This window comes from Janthinobacterium sp. HH106 (genome assembly GCF_001758725.1).
Taxonomy (GTDB): Bacteria; Pseudomonadota; Gammaproteobacteria; order Burkholderiales; family Burkholderiaceae_D; genus Janthinobacterium.
Genome location: NZ_LRIC01000030.1, coordinates 281,195 through 295,991, shown reverse-complemented (window position 1 = coordinate 295,991; position 14,797 = coordinate 281,195). Strand labels below are relative to the sequence as shown.

Sequence of the window (14,797 nt, the reverse complement as noted above, 5' to 3'; positions counted from 1 at the left end):
ATGCCGCCAGCGTTCAATCTGAGCCAGGATCAAACTCTTCAGTTTAATCTCTGTTACTTTGCCGTTTTACAGGCACCGTCTTGCTGACGGGTCGCTCACTCAAAAAACTGACAGGCCACTACTTTCGTAGCGCCTATTTCATTATTTCTTGTGAACATTTGATATTTTAAGTTAGACGCCAATCCGAAGATTGACGCTGCACTTACATCAAATGCCCACACTTATCGACTGTTAATTGTTAAAGAACTGTATTCGGTACTGCTTTCGCGCTATCGACAAAGCGTTGTGTTTGTCAGCTGCGAAGAAGGAAGAGTATGAAGCATTTTACTACATCCGTCAACTCCTTCTTTTTCTCACCGTACTCAGCATTTGCATGCGTCGTTCAGCGAGGGGGCGAATTATAGCCCTGCGCCGCGCGACCCGCAAGCGCTAATTTGCAGCTGGGCAAATATTGCTGTGTGATATCGTAGTGCCGACAATCCCCTGCCCCATCACATTGACTTCCATGCCTATCCCACACATCGTCCCCACCGCCAATTCCGCCCTGGCCAACGCCCTCGAACACGCCATCAATAGCAAGACCAAGCCGCTGGGCAGTCTCGGCATGCTGGAAACCCTGGCGCGCCAGATCGGCCTGATCCAGCAAAGCACGCAACTGGCCTTGCGCCAGCCGGCCATCATCGTTTTCGCGGCCGACCATGGTGTCGTCGCCGAAGGCATTTCCGCCTATCCGCAAAGCGTGACCTGGCAAATGGTGGAGAACTTCCTCGGCAACGGCGCCGCCATCAATGTCTTTGCCCGTCAGAGCGAGTGCGCCCTCTATGTAGTAGACGCCGGCGTGAACCACGATTTCGGCCCGCGCGACGGCCTGCTGGACCGCAAGCAAGCTCCCGGCACCCGCAACTTTGCCAAGGAACCCGCCATGAGCCAGGAACAATGCCTGGCCGCCATGCAGGCGGGCATGGACCTGGCCGCCACCTTGGACGGCAATGTGCTGGGCTTTGGCGAAATGGGCATCGGCAACACCACTGCCGCTGCCGCACTGATGCACAAGCTGACGCAAACGCCGGTTGCCGACTGCGTCGGTGCCGGCACGGGCCTGTCCAAGGAAGGGGTATTACACAAGCAGCAGGTGATCGAGGCGGCTGTCGCCCATCATGCGGCAATCCATGAGCCGCTCGACGTGCTGGCTACCTTTGGCGGTTTCGAGATCGCCATGATGGCCGGCGCCATGCTCAAGGCAGCCGAACGGCGCATGATTCTGCTGATCGACGGCTTCATCGTCAGCAGCGCCCTGCTGGTGGCGGCCCGTTTGCAGCCAGCCATCCTCGATTACTGCGTATTTTCGCACTGCTCCGATGAAAACGGCCATCGCCAACTGCTGGCCAGCCTCGGAGCGCGTCCGCTGCTGCACCTCGATTTGCGCCTCGGTGAAGGCACGGGATCGGCGCTGGCCTTGCCGCTGCTGCACGCGGCCGTCAACTTCATGCGCGAGATGGCCACGTTCGCCTCGGCCCAGGTCAGCGAAAAGTCCACGCCAGACTAAGATCATGAGCAACCCCGTTTCCGCCGCAGTCCATCAGTGCCGCCTGTTCTTTATCGCGCTGCAGTTCTTCACGCGCCTGCCGATCCCCCGCTGGGTGGGTTTCGAGCCGGCCTGGCTGCAACACGCCTCGCGCTACTTTCCACTGGTCGGCGTGGTGGTGGCGGCCATCAGCGGCGCCGTGTATCTGCTGGCCAGCTGGCTCCTGCCTTCGGCGGTGACCGTGCTGCTGGCCGTCGCCGCCGGTATCTACCTGACGGGCGCCTTCCATGAAGACGGTTTTGCCGACATGTGCGACGGCTTCGGCGGCGGCCTGACGCGCGAGCGGGTGCTGGAAATCATGAAGGATTCACGCATCGGCGCGTATGGCGCCATCGGCATCCTCAGTCTGCTGGCCATCAAGTGCTCCGCACTCGCCTCGCTGCCGCCTGCCTCCGTGGTGGCGACCCTGTTCATCGCCCATCCGCTCTCGCGCCTGGCCGCCGTCTCGCTGATCTGGCTCATGGACTATGCGCGCGACGAAGGCAAGGCCAAACCGATGGCGCAGGAAATGACGACGGGGGAATTCATCATCGCCGCCGTCTGCGCCCTGCTGCCTGCCATCGCCTGCGGCGCGCTGGGGATAGTTGACTGGGCGGCGCTGGTCTTTGCCATCGTCGCGGCGGCAGCTGCCGCATTCTGGCTGGGCCGCAAATGCCAGCGCCGCCTGCAAGGCTATACGGGCGACTGCCTGGGCGCCGTGCAGCAACTGGCCGAAGTGGCGATTTACTTGGCCATTCTCTCCAGCTTTCAGCCGCCAACACGCTTCTATTGACACCATGCGCCTGATTCTCGTTCGCCACCCCGCGCCGCAGGTGACCAGCGGCACCTGCTATGGCCGCAGCGACGTGGCGGTGGCGCCGCATGAAATGGCCGCCGCGCGCGCCAGCCTGCAAGCGACCTTGCCACCCGGTGTGCCGCTCTACGCCAGTCCGCTGCGCCGCTGCGCCGGCCTGGCAACGGCCCTGGCGCAGGATCTGCCCGCGAGCGAATTACACTTTGATGCCCGGCTGGCCGAAATGGATTTCGGCACCTGGGAAATGCAGCCATGGCACGCGATTGCGCGCGCGGACATCGATGCCTGGGCCGCCGACCTGGCCTGGTACCGCCCCGGCGGCGGCGATAATGTGCTGGCGATGGCTGCCCGCGTCGATGCGTTTTTAGGCGATCTGTTGCGCGAACAACACGAAACGGCGGTCATCATCTGCCATGCAGGCACCATCCGCCTGCTGTCAGCATTGCAAGCGCGGCTGCCATTGGAAGAAACGGCCCTGCTGGCCGCCCATTCCGCCCATAAAATCGCCTATGGTGCGACGGTCATCATCGATTTCTGATATCGAATCGTCCAGCCGGCCATTTCAGTCCCCGCCTGCTGCACGTATAATGGCGGGGTTTTGGTGCCCGCGCTCATGTCCATGAGCGCAGTTAAACGGGAAACACGATGCCGTAACCGCGGCGAACGTGTGCTGCCCCCGCAACGGTAAGCAAGTGTCGCCCCTCTCTACAGGAAGCGGACGACAAGCTATCTCTGACAACCACTGTGCTTGCAATCATCGAGCATGGGAAGGTGGGATAGCCGTACTTGCCAGCCCGGATACCGGCCAGGACAGGTGGAAGTGTGCGAACGGGGATGTTCGCGATCCGAATGGCCGATGGCCATCTTCGATCGTCAATCTCAGTTCCCACTTCTGTTCAATCTGGCCTACGGGGACGTCGGCTGGTTGCATATTACTTACTGAAAATTATCATGACCCATGCTGTTTCCTGCCGCGCGACGCTCACGTCGCTCGCGCTAGCCATTGCCGCGCCTGCCGCTTTCGCCCAAGCCACGCCAGATACCTTCGATCCGATCGTCGTCACCGCCAACCGCTACCCGCAGCACCTGAGCGAAGTATTGAGCGATACGCAGACCATCAGCGCGGAAGACATCGCGCGTTCCGGCGCCGGTACGCTGATCGACCTGCTGCAAAAACAGCGCGGCATCGAAGTCAATCGCAGTGGCGGCCCAGGCACCAATTCGAGCGTCTTCATTCGCGGCGCGAACAGCAACCAGAATATCGTGCTGGTCGACGGCGTGCGCATCGGCTCCGCCACTTCGGGCACAGCCAACTGGAGCGCCCTGCCTTTGTCGAGCATCGACCACGTTGAAATCGTCTACGGTCCACTGAGCACCATGTATGGTGCCGATGCCGTCGGTGGTGTGATCCAGATCTTTACCAAGAAAGGCGATGGCGCGGCGCGCTTCTCCGCCTTCGCTGGCTACGGCCGCTACAACACGCGCCAGGCGGAAGCCAGCGTTGCCGGCTCTACTGGTGGCAACAACAGCTTCAGCTACGCGCTGACCGCAGGCAAGGAAAAATCGGATGGCTTTTCCGCCTCCAAGCTGGGTGCCTCGACGTATACCTACAATCCGGATAAAGACGGCTACGACAAGGAAAGCGTCAGCGGCCAGTTCGGTTACCAGATGGCCAAGGGCCATGAAGTCGGCCTGACTTTCCTGAACAGCAAACTGGATGCGCAGTACGATTCGGGCTTGAACTTCGACGCACGCAACGACAATAAGCTGGAAAACATTTCGGTTTTCACGAAGAACCAGTTCTTGCCGAACTGGACCAGTGAGCTGCGCTACGCCCAGGCAAAGGACAAACAAACCTCGGTGTCCGCCACCGGCGCCTTCGGCCGAAGCCAGTTCGACACCAAACAAAGCGACATCAGCTGGCAAAACGATATTCTCATTGGCCGTGACACCCTGCAATTGCTGGGCGAATACCGTGATGAAGACGTCGTGAGCTCGGCCAAGGGCCTGTCCGGCGGCCGCAATACCAAATCGTTCGCTGCATCGTACAACCTGGTGCGCGGCGCCCACCTGGCCAGCATCAGCGGCCGTCGCGACGACAGCTCGGCGTACGGTACGCACAACACGGGTAGCGTCGCCTACGGCTATCGTTTCAGCAACGCCTTGCGCGCCAACGCCAGCTATGGCACCAGTTTCCGCGCACCAACCTTCAACGATCTTTACTACCCTGACTCCGGCATCCCGACGAACAAGCCGGAAAAAGGCCGCAACGCTGAAATTGGCTTGCATTACAACGACGGCCAATCGCAACTGAGCGCGATCTACTACCATAACAAGATCACCGACATGCTCACCTACGTGTCAACTTGCCCGGTAATCGGCTGGAAGCCAGGCTATGGCTGCAGCATGAACGTCGACAAAGCCCTGCTCGAGGGAGTGACACTGGCTGGCGCGCGCAAATTCGGCGCCTTCAACGTCAGCGGCAATATCGACCTGCAAGATCCGCGCAATGAAACCACGGACAAGCAACTGGCACGCCGCGCGAAAAAGCATGCCAATTTCAGCGTCGATTACACGACCGGTCCTTTGACCGCTGGTACGGAGTGGCAGTTGTCTGGCAAGCGTTTTGAAGATGCCGCCAACAAAACCACGCTCGGTGGCTATGGCTTGCTGAACCTGTACACCACCTACCAGTTCGCGCGTGACTGGTCGGTGCTGGCACGCTGGAACAACATCACCAACAAGGACTACGAACTGGGCCGCTTCTACGCAACGCCAGGCTCGAACCTCTTCGTTGGCGTACGCTACGGCATGAAATAAGCATGATGTAATGATGTAAGCTGCGGGCGATGGCATGCCGCCATCGCCCGCAGATGCGGTTCCCGATTTTAAGGCAGTACATGCACCCATTCTTCCGCAATATGCGCCACCGCGCCACCGTGATCATCACGGTATTGATCGCGTGCGCGATTGCCAGCCTGATTTTCTCCGGCATGATCGGTTCGATCGCGATTCCGCTCGCCGACTTGCCTTCCGCCCTGTTCCATGTCGTGCAGGGCAAGACCGATACCCTCGCCGCCACCCTGCTCGACCTGCGCCTGGGCCGCGCGCTGACCGCCTTTGTCACCGGCGCGGCGCTGTCGCTGGCGGGCCTGATGATGCAGGCGCTGCTGCGCAATCCCCTGGCCGATCCTTACGTGCTGGGCATTTCCGCCGGCGCCTCCGTCGGCGCGCTGGCCGCGCTGCTGTTCATGTGCGCGCTGTGGGTCGTCGACGCGGCCGCCTTCGCCGGCGCCGTCGGCGTGTCCATGCTGCTGTACTTCTTTGCCCGGCGCGACCTGCGCGGCGGCACGGCGGCCGAAGGCGGCGCCTCGCTGTTGCTGCTGACGGGCGTGATCCTGGCCTCGGCCTGCATGGCCATCGTCACCCTGATGCTCTCCATCGCCCCGGAAAGCCGCTTGCGCAGCATGGTGTTCTGGATGATCGGCGACCTGTCCGGCGCGCCCGCGCGGCTGATGCCCTGGCTGGTGTTGGCCGGCGCCATGGTCTTTGCGCTGCGCTGCGCGCGTTCGCTCAACGTCATGGCCCTGCACGCGGAAGCGGCCAGCACCCTGGGCGTACGCGTGGGCGCCCTGCGCAAGGGCCTGTTTTTCTGTTCCGGCCTGCTCACGGCCAGCGCCGTCACCAGCGCCGGCAGCGTGGGCTTCGTGGGACTTATCGTGCCGCACGCGCTGCGCTTCGCCTGCGGCCCCGATCACCGCCTGCTGATACCGGCCGCCGCGCTGGCCGGCGGCACCTTCCTGGTACTGGCAGATACGCTGGCGCGCACCGTGCTGGCGCCATTGCAGTTGCCCGTCGGCGTGGTGACGGCCATGATCGGTGCGCCCGTCTTCCTGTACCAGCTCCATCGATTGCGCCGCACATGATACGCACCTACCAACTGGGCCTGAAGGCGGGCACGCGCTCCCTCGTGGAAAACCTCACCTGGCAGATAAAAGACGGTGAATGCTGGAGTGTCATCGGCCGCAACGGCGCCGGCAAAAGTACTTTGCTGCGCACCCTGGCCGGCTTGCGCGAACCAGATGCCGGCCACGTGACGATACAGGGCCGCGCCCTGATCGACTGGCCACTGGAAGCACTGGCGCGCGAACGGGCCTTCCTCGCGCAGGCGCGGCACGACGCGTTCTCGTACCGCGTCATCGAAACCGTGCTGTCGGCGCGCCACCCGTATCACGACAACCATTACTGGGAAGGCAGCGACGACCAGCGCATCGCCCTGGCGGCACTGGCCTCGATGGAAGTGGACCACCTGGCCGAGCGCGACGTGCGCAGCCTGTCCGGCGGCGAACGCCAGCGCGTGGCGATCGCCGCCATGCTGGCACAGGACACGCCCCTGCTGCTGCTGGATGAACCGGCCAACGCGCTGGACCTGGCGCACCAGGTCAGCGTCATGGGCCTGCTGGCCAAGCTGTGCCGCGAACAGAATAAAACCGTGGTCATGGTAGGCCATGACCTGAACCTGGCGCACAGCGTCTCGACCCATGCGCTGCTGCTGATGGGCGACGGCGGCTGGCTGGCCGGCCCTGTGGCCGAGGTGATGCAGGCCTCCATCCTGGGCGACTACCTGGGCCACCCTATCGAGATCATCGATCACGGCAAACGCAAGATATTCATACCGAAAGAGGACTGACATGAGCGACAACAAACCTATCGACGTAGAAACAGCCGCAATCAACGAACGCCACCGCGTGCGCATGGAGAGAAAAAAGGCCATCATCGACGCGGCCATCGCCAAGGCCGACAAGGAAATCGGCATCATCATCGTCAACACGGGCAACGGCAAGGGCAAGAGTTCGAGCGGCTTCGGCATGGCCATCCGCGCCATGGGCCACGGCATGAAAGTGGGCGTGGTGCAGTTCATCAAGGGCGCCATGTCGACGGGCGAAGAAAAATTCCTGCGCCGCTTCCCCGATGAAATCAGTTTTCATGCGATGGGCGAAGGCTATACCTGGGAAACGCAGAACCGCGAACGCGACATCGAAAAAGCCGAACTGGCATGGGAGCAGGCGAAAACCTTCCTGGCCGACCCCAGCTACGGCTTGGTGCTGTTCGACGAACTCAATATCGCCCTCAAGTACAACTACCTCGACGTGCATAAAGTCATCGCCGACCTGCTGGAACGCCCGGCCATGCAGCACGTGGTCATCACGGGCCGCGGCGCGCCGGACGAATTGATCGCCATCGCCGACACCGTCACCGAAATGGCCGTCGTCAAGCATGCGTACGCGGCCGGCATCGGCGCACAAATCGGCACCGAGTGGTAACAGCGCCATGACGCGCACCCTGGTCTTCGGCGGCGCCCGCTCCGGCAAGAGCGCCTATGCCGAAAAGCTGGCCCGCGAGTCCGGCAAGGAAGTGCTCTACATCGCCACCGCGCAGGCGGGCGATGACGAGATGGCCACGCGCATCACGCATCACCGTGCGCAACGCCCGGCCGGGTGGGTGACTATCGAAGAACCGCTGCGCCTGGGCGACACCATCCTGCGGCAAGCACGGCCCGGCAGGCTGCTGCTGGTCGACTGCCTGACTTTGTGGCTGACGAATCTGATGTTTTCCGGCGGCGCGACGTATCCGGACGTGGGCGACCTGGCCCTGCCCGAACTGTTCCACAGCGAGCGCGCGCATCTGCTGTACGCGCTGGCCGAAATCGAAGACACCGGCTGCGACCTCGTGCTCGTCTCGAATGAAGTGGGCATGGGCATCGTCCCCTACGGCGCCATCTCGCGCTGCTTCACCGATGAAGCGGGCCGCTTGAACCAGGCCGTGGCCGCCGTGTGCGACAAGGCTGTCTTTGTTGCCGCCGGCTTGCCGCTGTACCTGAAAGGCGGCCCATGCTGAGCGGCCTGTCGCTGCCCATGCTGGCCGCCTTGATGGCGGCCGGCGTGCTGCTCGACATGCTGCTGGGAGAAACGCGCCGCTGGCATCCGCTGGTGGGTTTTGGCCGCCTCGCCAGCGCGCTCGAACGCCTGCTGAACCGGGGCCGTGGGCGTTTCCTGCGCGGCGCGCTGGCCTGGTCGCTGGCCGTGCTGCCAATCAGCTATGCCGCCTGGTGGCTGTGCGGCCTGGCCGGGGCGGCCTTGCACGTCTTCCTGCTGTATCTGTGCCTGGGCCTGCGCAGCCTGCGCGACCACAATCAACCGATTGCCGACGCCCTGGCCATCGATGACCTGGACAACGCGCGCTTGCTGACGGCGCGCATCGTCAGCCGCGACACGGCCAATGCCGATGCGGCCAGCCTGGCCAAGGCCAGCACGGAATCCCTGCTGGAAAACGGCAACGACGCCGTCTTCGGCACCCTGTTCTGGTTTGCCGTGGCGGGCGGCCCCGGCGCCGTGCTTTTCAGGCTGGCCAATACCCTCGACGCCATGTGGGGCTACCGCAATGCGCGCTACGACTGGTTCGGCTGCTGCGCCGCGCGCTTCGACGACATCCTCAATTACCTGCCGGCGCGTCTGACGGCCTTGTCCTATGTCTTGCTGGGCAAGAGCATGGCGGACAAAAAAAACGCATGGCACTGCTGGCGCACGCAGGCGCCCAATTGGGGCAGCCCGAATGCGGGGCCCGTGATGGCCAGCGGCGCCGGCGCCCTGGGCCTGGCCCTGGGCGGCGACGCCATCTATGACGGCGAGCTGGAACGCCGCCCGCCTTTGGGCGCCGGCCGTCCCGCCGAAGCGCGCGACATCGACCGCGCCTGGCGCCTGGTCGCCGAAACGGCTGTCTTGTGGCTGATCTGGGTGGCGCTACTGGCGGGCCTGTCTTACCTGCGGGAGACCTATCTTGCTTGAACATGGCGGCAACCTGCGCGACGCGGCGCGCGAATACGGCCGGCCGATCGCCGACTGGATCGACCTGTCGACCGGCATCAATCCGCACTGGTATGCGGCGCCAGCACCCGACGCCAACGCCTGGCACCGGCTGCCGGAAGCCGATCCCGCGCTGGCGGCCGCCGCCTGCGCGTATTACGACGCGCCGGCCATGCTGCCCGTGGCAGGCACGCAAGCCGCCATCCAGGCCCTGCCCCGGCTGCGCGCACCGTCGCGCGTGGCAGTGGCCGCGCCGTCGTATGCGGAACATGCGCACCACTGGGGCCAGCACGGCCACCAGTTGCGGCAAGTGCCGTATGCGCTGCTGGCCGATGCCGTCGACCACTGCGACGTGCTGGTCGTCTGCAACCCGAACAATCCCACGGGCGAACGCATCGCACCGGAACTGCTGCTGGAGTGGGCCGGCAAGCTGGCCGCGCGCGGCGGCTGGCTGGTGGTCGATGAAGCGTTTGGCGACACGGAGTCCCACGCTAGCCTGGGTCCCCATGCGCATCGGCCAGGCCTGATCGTGCTGCGCTCGTTAGGCAAATTCTTTGGCCTGGCGGGCCTGCGCCTGGGCTTTGTCGCCGCCCATCCCGCGCTGCTGGCACAGCTAGCCGACATGCTGGGTCCGTGGACCGTCAACGGCCCGGCGCAGCAAACGGCGCTGGCCGCCCTGAACGACACGCGCTGGCAGGAAGCCATGCGCGAGCGCCTCCGCGGCGAAGGCGCCCGCCTGCACCAGTTATTGGCGGCGCACGGCATCGCCAGCAACGGCACGGCGCTGTTTCAATGGTGGCCGGAAGCACGCGCCGAGGCGCTCTGGCGCCATATGGCGGAATCGGGCATCTGGGTGCGCCTGTTCCGCCACGCCGCCCACGGCATCCGCCTGGGCCTGCCCCCCGACGAACATGCCTGGCTGCGCCTGCAGCAGGCCCTCACCGCATGGAAGCACACATGAAAATCCTGAAAATATCGCTGCTGCTGGCCGGACTGGTCTCGCTGCAAACGCATGCCGCCATCACCGTGCGCGACGACGACGGCAATACCGTCACCGTGGCAAAGCCGGCACAGCGCATCCTGGCGCTGGCGCCGCACGTCACGGAACTGCTGTTCGCGGCCGGCGGCGGCGACAAGATCGCCGGCGTCGTCAGCTACAGCGACTACCCGGAAGCGGCCAAAAAACTGCCTCAGGTGGGCGACAACCGCCAGTACGACATGGAACGCATCATCGCCATGAAGCCGGACCTGATCGTCGTGTGGATGCATGGCAGCGCCGAGCGCCAGATCGCCATGCTGCGCCAGCTGAAGGTGCCCATCTATCACAGCGAGCCGCGCAAGCTGGCCGATATCCCCGACAGCATGGAGCGCCTGGGCCAGCTGATGGGCACGGAAAAAATCGCCAGACCGGCCGCCGCCCAGCTGCGCGCCAAACTGGCCAGCTTGACGGCGCAATACGCGCAGCGCCCGCCCGTGCGCGTGTTTTACCAGGTATGGGACAAACCTCTATATACCTTGAGCGGCGCGAGCATCATCAGCGATTCGATGCGCGTGTGCGGCGGCCAGAATGTGTTCGCCGCGATGAAGGTGGTGGCGCCCGTCGTCACGCCGGAAGGCGTGCTGCAGGAAGACCCGGAAGTCATCTTCGGCACCAGCGAAAAGAGCGACCCGCGCAGCGAAGGCGGCCTGGCCATGTGGCGCGCCTTCCCGTCGATGACGGCCGTGCGCAAAAATAACCTGTTCCGCCTGAATGGCGACCTGCTCAACCGCGCCGGCCCGCGCATGATCGAAGGCACGGCCGCCATGTGCGAACAGCTGGAAGTGGCTCGCCAGCGCCGCAGCGCTCCCGCAGCCAAGGCGGTTCAATGAGTCACTACCAGCGCATCGCCTGTCTGTCGACGGAAGCCGTGGAAACGCTGTACGCGCTGGGCGCAGAGGACGTCATCGCGGGGATCTCTGGCTTCACCGTGCGCCCGCCACGGGCGCGCGAGGAAAAAACCAAGATCAGCGGCTTTTCATCCACGAACCTGGAACGCATCCTGGCAGTGGAGCCGGATCTCGTGATCGGCTTTTGCGACATGCAGGCCGATATCTGCCGCGACCTGGTCAAGGCCGGCATCGAAGTACACCAGTTCAACCAGCGCACGGTCGACGGCATCCTGCGCATGATCGCCGTGCTGGCCGCGCTGGTGCAGCGCGAGGAAGCGGGCAAATTGCTGATCGCCAGCCTGCGCGCGGACATCGCCGCCGCACAGGCCCGCGCAATGTCGTGGACGCGCAAGCCCGTGATTTACTTTGAGGAGTGGAACGATCCCCTGATGAGCGGTATCGGCTGGGCGGCGGAACTGATCGCCATCGCCGGCGGCACGGACGCCTTCCCGGAATTGTCCCGGCAGCCCGGCGCAAAGGAACGCATCATCGCCGATTCCCGTGACGTAGTCGCACGCGCGCCCGACATCATCCTCGCCAGCTGGTGCGGCAAGAAGTTCCAGCCCACGCAACTGGCGGCGCGCCCGGGCTGGGATGCGATTCCCGCCGTGAAAAACCAGATGCTGTTCGAGATCAAGTCCCCCGACATCCTGTCGCCCGGCCCGGCGGCGATTACCGAAGGGCTGCGCCAGATCAGCGACATCATCGCGCGCTGGCAACATCTTCAGGAGCAGCAGACATGAAGAGCCCCTTCCCCGTCCTGATGGTGCAGGGCACGACATCCGACGCGGGCAAGAGCACCGTCGTCGCGGCCCTGTGCCGCTTATTGAAACGGCGTGGCGTGACGGTAGCGCCGTTCAAGCCGCAAAACATGGCCTTGAACAGCGCGGTGACGAGCGACGGCGGCGAGATCGGCCGCGCCCAGGCCTTGCAGGCGCTGGCCTGCGGCATCGCGCCGCACACGGACATGAATCCGGTGCTCTTGAAACCGTCGTCGAACACGGGCGCGCAAGTGATCATCCACGGTAAGGTGCGCGCCGAGATGGATGCGCGCGACTACCAGCAATATAAGACCATCGCGATGGGCGCCGTGCTGGAATCCTTTACGCGCTTGCGCCAGCAATACGACGCCGTCATCGTCGAAGGCGCGGGCAGCCCCGCCGAAGTCAATCTGCGCGCGCGCGACATCGCCAACATGGGCTTTGCCGAAGCCGTCGACTGCCCCGTGATCCTGGTGGCCGACATCGACCGGGGCGGCGTCTTCGCCCACATCATCGGCACCCTGGCGTGTTTGTCCGACAGCGAACGGGCACGCATCGTCGGCTTCGTCATCAACCGCTTCCGCGGCGACATCTCGCTGCTTGCGCCCGGCATCGAGTGGCTGGAACAGCAGACGGGCAAGCCCGTGCTGGCCGTGCTGCCCTACCTGCAAGGCCTGTTCCTCGATGCGGAAGACGCCGTCGAAACGACGCAAGCCGAACGGGGCGCCTTCAAGGTGGTGGTGCCGCAACTGCCGCGCATCAGCAACCACACGGATGTCGACGCGCTGCGCGCCCACCCCGGCATCGACCTGCAATTCATCCAGCAAGGGCAGCCGATTCCAGCGGCCGACCTGGTGATCCTGCCCGGCAGCAAGAACACGCGCGGCGACCTGGCCTGGCTGCAGCAGCAGGGCTGGCCCGCCTACCTGGCGAAACACCTGCGCTACGGCGGCAAGGTGCTCGGCATTTGCGGTGGCTTCCAGATGCTGGGGCAAAGCGTGCGCGATCCGCTGGGCGTGGAAGGCGCGGCTGGAGAGTCAATCGCACTGGGCCTGCTCGACCTGGTGACGGAGCTGACAGCGGAAAAACGCCTGCAGCAAGTCGCCGGCCATTGCGCGTTTGCCGGCGCGGCCGAAGCGCCCGTGTCAGGCTATGAAATCCACATGGGCATGTCGCATGGCGCGGCGCTGGCGCAGCCGGCTTTCGTCATCGACGGGCGGCCGGAAGGCGCCGTATCGGGCGACGGGCAAATCCTCGGCAGCTACTTGCACGGCATGTTCGACACGCCCGCCGCGTGTGCGGCGCTGCTGCGCTGGGCGGGGCTGGACTCCGGCCACACGGTGGACACCGCCGCCCTGCGCGAAGCGAGCCTGGAGCGGATTGCCGATGCGGCGATGCCGTTGATGGATGCGCTGGAACGAATGCCACGCTGATGGTGATGTCGGGTTACGCCGTACCGGCTAACCCGACCTGCTTGCACCGACCCGTGGTAGGTCGGATTAGCGCGTGAGCGCGTAATCCGACACCTAGCCCTTAATTTTTCAAGCATGTGCCCATGTACGAGCGGTCGGTCGAAAACTCGACCGCCATGCTCGACGACACCGGCATGAACATCGAGTAATCTGCCGGCACGTCGGCCGGGTCCTTGAACACGGCGATGCCATCGAAATCGACGGCCTGCGCGCCCAGGCCCAGCTTGTTGGCGGTGATGGTTTCCGCGTGCGTCTTGCCGCTCGTGTTATTCGTCAAGGTGGCGGTGTTGCCCGCAATCTCGATCTTGGCGCTGATGCCCGGCGCCGCGCAGGCGTAGCTGCCGGCGATTTCGCTGCCGATCTTCTGTTGTTTGGCGGCCACGATGGTGCCCACGCGCAGCACGTTTTCCTGGTTGCGGCTGTAGCGGTCGATAAACAGCGCCAGCCCCCGGTCCCCCGCATGCACGTGGACGATGCCGAAATCCTGCTGGCCCTGGCGGGCGACGAGCAAGCCATTCTTCGCATCCTTGACCAGGGTCAGGTCGGCGTTTTCCGCTTCCAGCTGCGGCGATACCGCGGAGCACACGCCTTGCGCATTGAACACGCCGCCATTGCACAGTTGCGCGCTGCCATCGGCCGCTACCTTGAGGCTGCCTTTCGGATTGAAACGGTCGCCGCCGTTCGAGGCATTGCGCATGGCCCCCAGGAAAATATAGCTGCCGGACAACCTGGCCACGTCGCCCACCGCATAGCCGGTGCCGCTGACGGTCGAGACCATATTACCCAGTTTGATATTGCCCGAAAGAAGACGCGTGCGCGCGTCGACGGTGACGCTGAAATCCGTTGCCGTGTAAGTGGTGAGATTGCCGACGGTGACGGCGCTGAACGTGCCGCTGCGGTCGCTCAAGCCGAACTGCGTCGACAGCACGCGGATCGCGTAGGTTTTCTTCGCGCTGTCGAACGTGATGCGCCACGTGTCGCCGATATCGGCCGCCACGTCATACACCGTCTCGTCCGCATTGGCGCCGGCGATCACGGCCAGGCCAGCCTGGGCCGCGACCGCTTGCGAGGCGACCGTCACGGGATCGGCGACGGGCGTGACCACGACGGGCGGCGTGACTGGCGCTTCCGGCGTACCGCCATCGCTGCCGCCGCCGCAGGCGGACAGGGCGGCGCTCAGGGCAAGGAAGGTAAGTGCATTTTTCATGTGATAGGACTTTCGGGAAGGAGGGGCGGGAACTGCCGGAAAACACATGCTAGCCTTGCCAGTAATCTATTGCCATGGAACAAATGTTCCATGGACGATGCCCCCGGCGCACTGCCAGAATGAATGGCGCGGGCGGCACGCGGGCGCCATTTATGTGACAATTCATCGTACTGTCGGCTCCGTCTTA

14 protein-coding genes and 1 riboswitch are annotated in these 14,797 nt (G+C 64.1%); of the genes, 13 read left to right on the top strand and 1 reads right to left on the bottom strand.

Features of this window, described 5'->3' with window-relative positions:
* The first annotated feature begins 505 nt into the window (after positions 1–505).
* The 13 genes from cobT to JAB8_RS14320 all read left to right on the top strand — a co-directional run bounded on the left by cobT (position 506) and on the right by JAB8_RS14320 (position 13,364).
* The gene (cobT, locus tag JAB8_RS14380) at positions 506–1,546 is read left to right on the top strand and encodes a nicotinate-nucleotide--dimethylbenzimidazole phosphoribosyltransferase (RefSeq protein ID WP_070219385.1); all 1,041 of its coding nucleotides are present in this window, start codon (positions 506–508) and stop codon (positions 1,544–1,546) included.
* Positions 1,547–1,550: 4 nt separating this feature from the next.
* Positions 1,551–2,357, top strand: a complete 807-nt coding sequence (locus JAB8_RS14375; protein ID WP_070219384.1) for an adenosylcobinamide-GDP ribazoletransferase — start codon at positions 1,551–1,553, stop codon at positions 2,355–2,357.
* 4 nt (positions 2,358–2,361) lie between these two features.
* Positions 2,362–2,916 carry a histidine phosphatase family protein gene (locus JAB8_RS14370; RefSeq protein WP_070290230.1) on the top strand — a complete coding sequence of 185 codons (555 nt, stop codon included), beginning with the start codon at positions 2,362–2,364 and terminating at the stop codon, positions 2,914–2,916.
* A 44-nt stretch (positions 2,917–2,960) separates the two neighbouring features.
* A riboswitch (cobalamin riboswitch) is annotated at positions 2,961–3,203 on the top strand.
* Positions 3,204–3,329: 126 nt separating this feature from the next.
* Positions 3,330–5,198 (top strand): TonB-dependent receptor, encoded by a 1,869-nt coding sequence (locus JAB8_RS14365; RefSeq protein WP_070290227.1) that lies wholly within the window; start codon positions 3,330–3,332, stop codon positions 5,196–5,198.
* Between the two features lie 80 nt (positions 5,199–5,278).
* Entirely contained in the window at positions 5,279–6,304 is a 1,026-nt protein-coding gene (locus JAB8_RS14360; RefSeq protein ID WP_070290224.1) for an iron ABC transporter permease, read from the top strand.
* On the top strand, positions 6,301–7,068 hold the full coding sequence (locus JAB8_RS14355; RefSeq protein ID WP_070290221.1) for an ABC transporter ATP-binding protein: 768 nt from the start codon (positions 6,301–6,303) through the stop codon (positions 7,066–7,068). Before JAB8_RS14360 ends, JAB8_RS14355 begins: the two co-directional genes overlap by 4 nt.
* 1 nt (position 7,069) lies before the next feature.
* The gene (gene cobO / locus JAB8_RS14350; protein ID WP_070219379.1) at positions 7,070–7,702 is read left to right on the top strand and encodes a cob(I)yrinic acid a,c-diamide adenosyltransferase; all 633 of its coding nucleotides are present in this window, start codon (positions 7,070–7,072) and stop codon (positions 7,700–7,702) included.
* Positions 7,703–7,709: 7 nt separating this feature from the next.
* Entirely contained in the window at positions 7,710–8,276 is a 567-nt protein-coding gene (cobU, locus tag JAB8_RS14345; protein ID WP_070290218.1) for a bifunctional adenosylcobinamide kinase/adenosylcobinamide-phosphate guanylyltransferase, read from the top strand.
* Positions 8,270–9,223, top strand: a complete 954-nt coding sequence (gene cbiB / locus JAB8_RS14340; RefSeq protein ID WP_070290217.1) for an adenosylcobinamide-phosphate synthase CbiB — start codon at positions 8,270–8,272, stop codon at positions 9,221–9,223. Before cobU ends, cbiB begins: the two co-directional genes overlap by 7 nt.
* Positions 9,216–10,202: a threonine-phosphate decarboxylase CobD gene (gene cobD / locus JAB8_RS14335; RefSeq protein ID WP_070290214.1), complete on the top strand. Its 987-nt coding sequence runs from the start codon at positions 9,216–9,218 to the stop codon at positions 10,200–10,202. The genes cbiB and cobD overlap by 8 nt, the downstream gene beginning before the upstream one ends.
* Entirely contained in the window at positions 10,199–11,110 is a 912-nt protein-coding gene (locus JAB8_RS14330; protein WP_070290212.1) for a cobalamin-binding protein, read from the top strand. Before cobD ends, JAB8_RS14330 begins: the two co-directional genes overlap by 4 nt.
* A complete protein-coding gene (locus tag JAB8_RS14325; RefSeq protein ID WP_070290209.1) occupies positions 11,107–11,913 on the top strand; it encodes an ABC transporter substrate-binding protein in 807 nt (268 codons plus the stop codon). The genes JAB8_RS14330 and JAB8_RS14325 overlap by 4 nt, the downstream gene beginning before the upstream one ends.
* Complete coding sequence (locus tag JAB8_RS14320; protein WP_070290207.1) at positions 11,910–13,364, top strand: cobyric acid synthase; 1,455 nt, start codon at positions 11,910–11,912, stop codon at positions 13,362–13,364. The genes JAB8_RS14325 and JAB8_RS14320 overlap by 4 nt, the downstream gene beginning before the upstream one ends.
* Positions 13,365–13,464: 100 nt before the next feature.
* Here the strand turns inward: JAB8_RS14320 and JAB8_RS14315 are convergent, their stop codons facing one another.
* Positions 13,465–14,610, bottom strand: coding sequence for a hypothetical protein (locus JAB8_RS14315; RefSeq protein ID WP_070290205.1), 1,146 nt, complete (start codon positions 14,608–14,610; stop codon positions 13,465–13,467).
* Positions 14,611–14,797 lie beyond the last annotated feature (187 nt).

Coding starts and splice junctions, on each gene's coding strand:
- JAB8_RS14355 (WP_070290221.1), top strand. CDS start 6,301: ATGATACGCACCTACCAACTGGGCCTGAAGGCGGGCACGCGCTCCCTC.
- cobT (WP_070219385.1), top strand. CDS start 506: ATGCCTATCCCACACATCGTCCCCACCGCCAATTCCGCCCTGGCCAAC.
- JAB8_RS14325 (WP_070290209.1), top strand. CDS start 11,107: ATGAGTCACTACCAGCGCATCGCCTGTCTGTCGACGGAAGCCGTGGAA.
- JAB8_RS14320 (WP_070290207.1), top strand. CDS start 11,910: ATGAAGAGCCCCTTCCCCGTCCTGATGGTGCAGGGCACGACATCCGAC.
- JAB8_RS14330 (WP_070290212.1), top strand. CDS start 10,199: ATGAAAATCCTGAAAATATCGCTGCTGCTGGCCGGACTGGTCTCGCTG.
- JAB8_RS14365 (WP_070290227.1), top strand. CDS start 3,330: ATGACCCATGCTGTTTCCTGCCGCGCGACGCTCACGTCGCTCGCGCTA.
- cobU (WP_070290218.1), top strand. CDS start 7,710: ATGACGCGCACCCTGGTCTTCGGCGGCGCCCGCTCCGGCAAGAGCGCC.
- JAB8_RS14370 (WP_070290230.1), top strand. CDS start 2,362: ATGCGCCTGATTCTCGTTCGCCACCCCGCGCCGCAGGTGACCAGCGGC.
- cbiB (WP_070290217.1), top strand. CDS start 8,270: ATGCTGAGCGGCCTGTCGCTGCCCATGCTGGCCGCCTTGATGGCGGCC.
- JAB8_RS14360 (WP_070290224.1), top strand. CDS start 5,279: ATGCACCCATTCTTCCGCAATATGCGCCACCGCGCCACCGTGATCATC.
- JAB8_RS14375 (WP_070219384.1), top strand. CDS start 1,551: ATGAGCAACCCCGTTTCCGCCGCAGTCCATCAGTGCCGCCTGTTCTTT.
- JAB8_RS14315 (WP_070290205.1), bottom strand. CDS start 14,610: ATGAAAAATGCACTTACCTTCCTTGCCCTGAGCGCCGCCCTGTCCGCC.
- cobO (WP_070219379.1), top strand. CDS start 7,070: ATGAGCGACAACAAACCTATCGACGTAGAAACAGCCGCAATCAACGAA.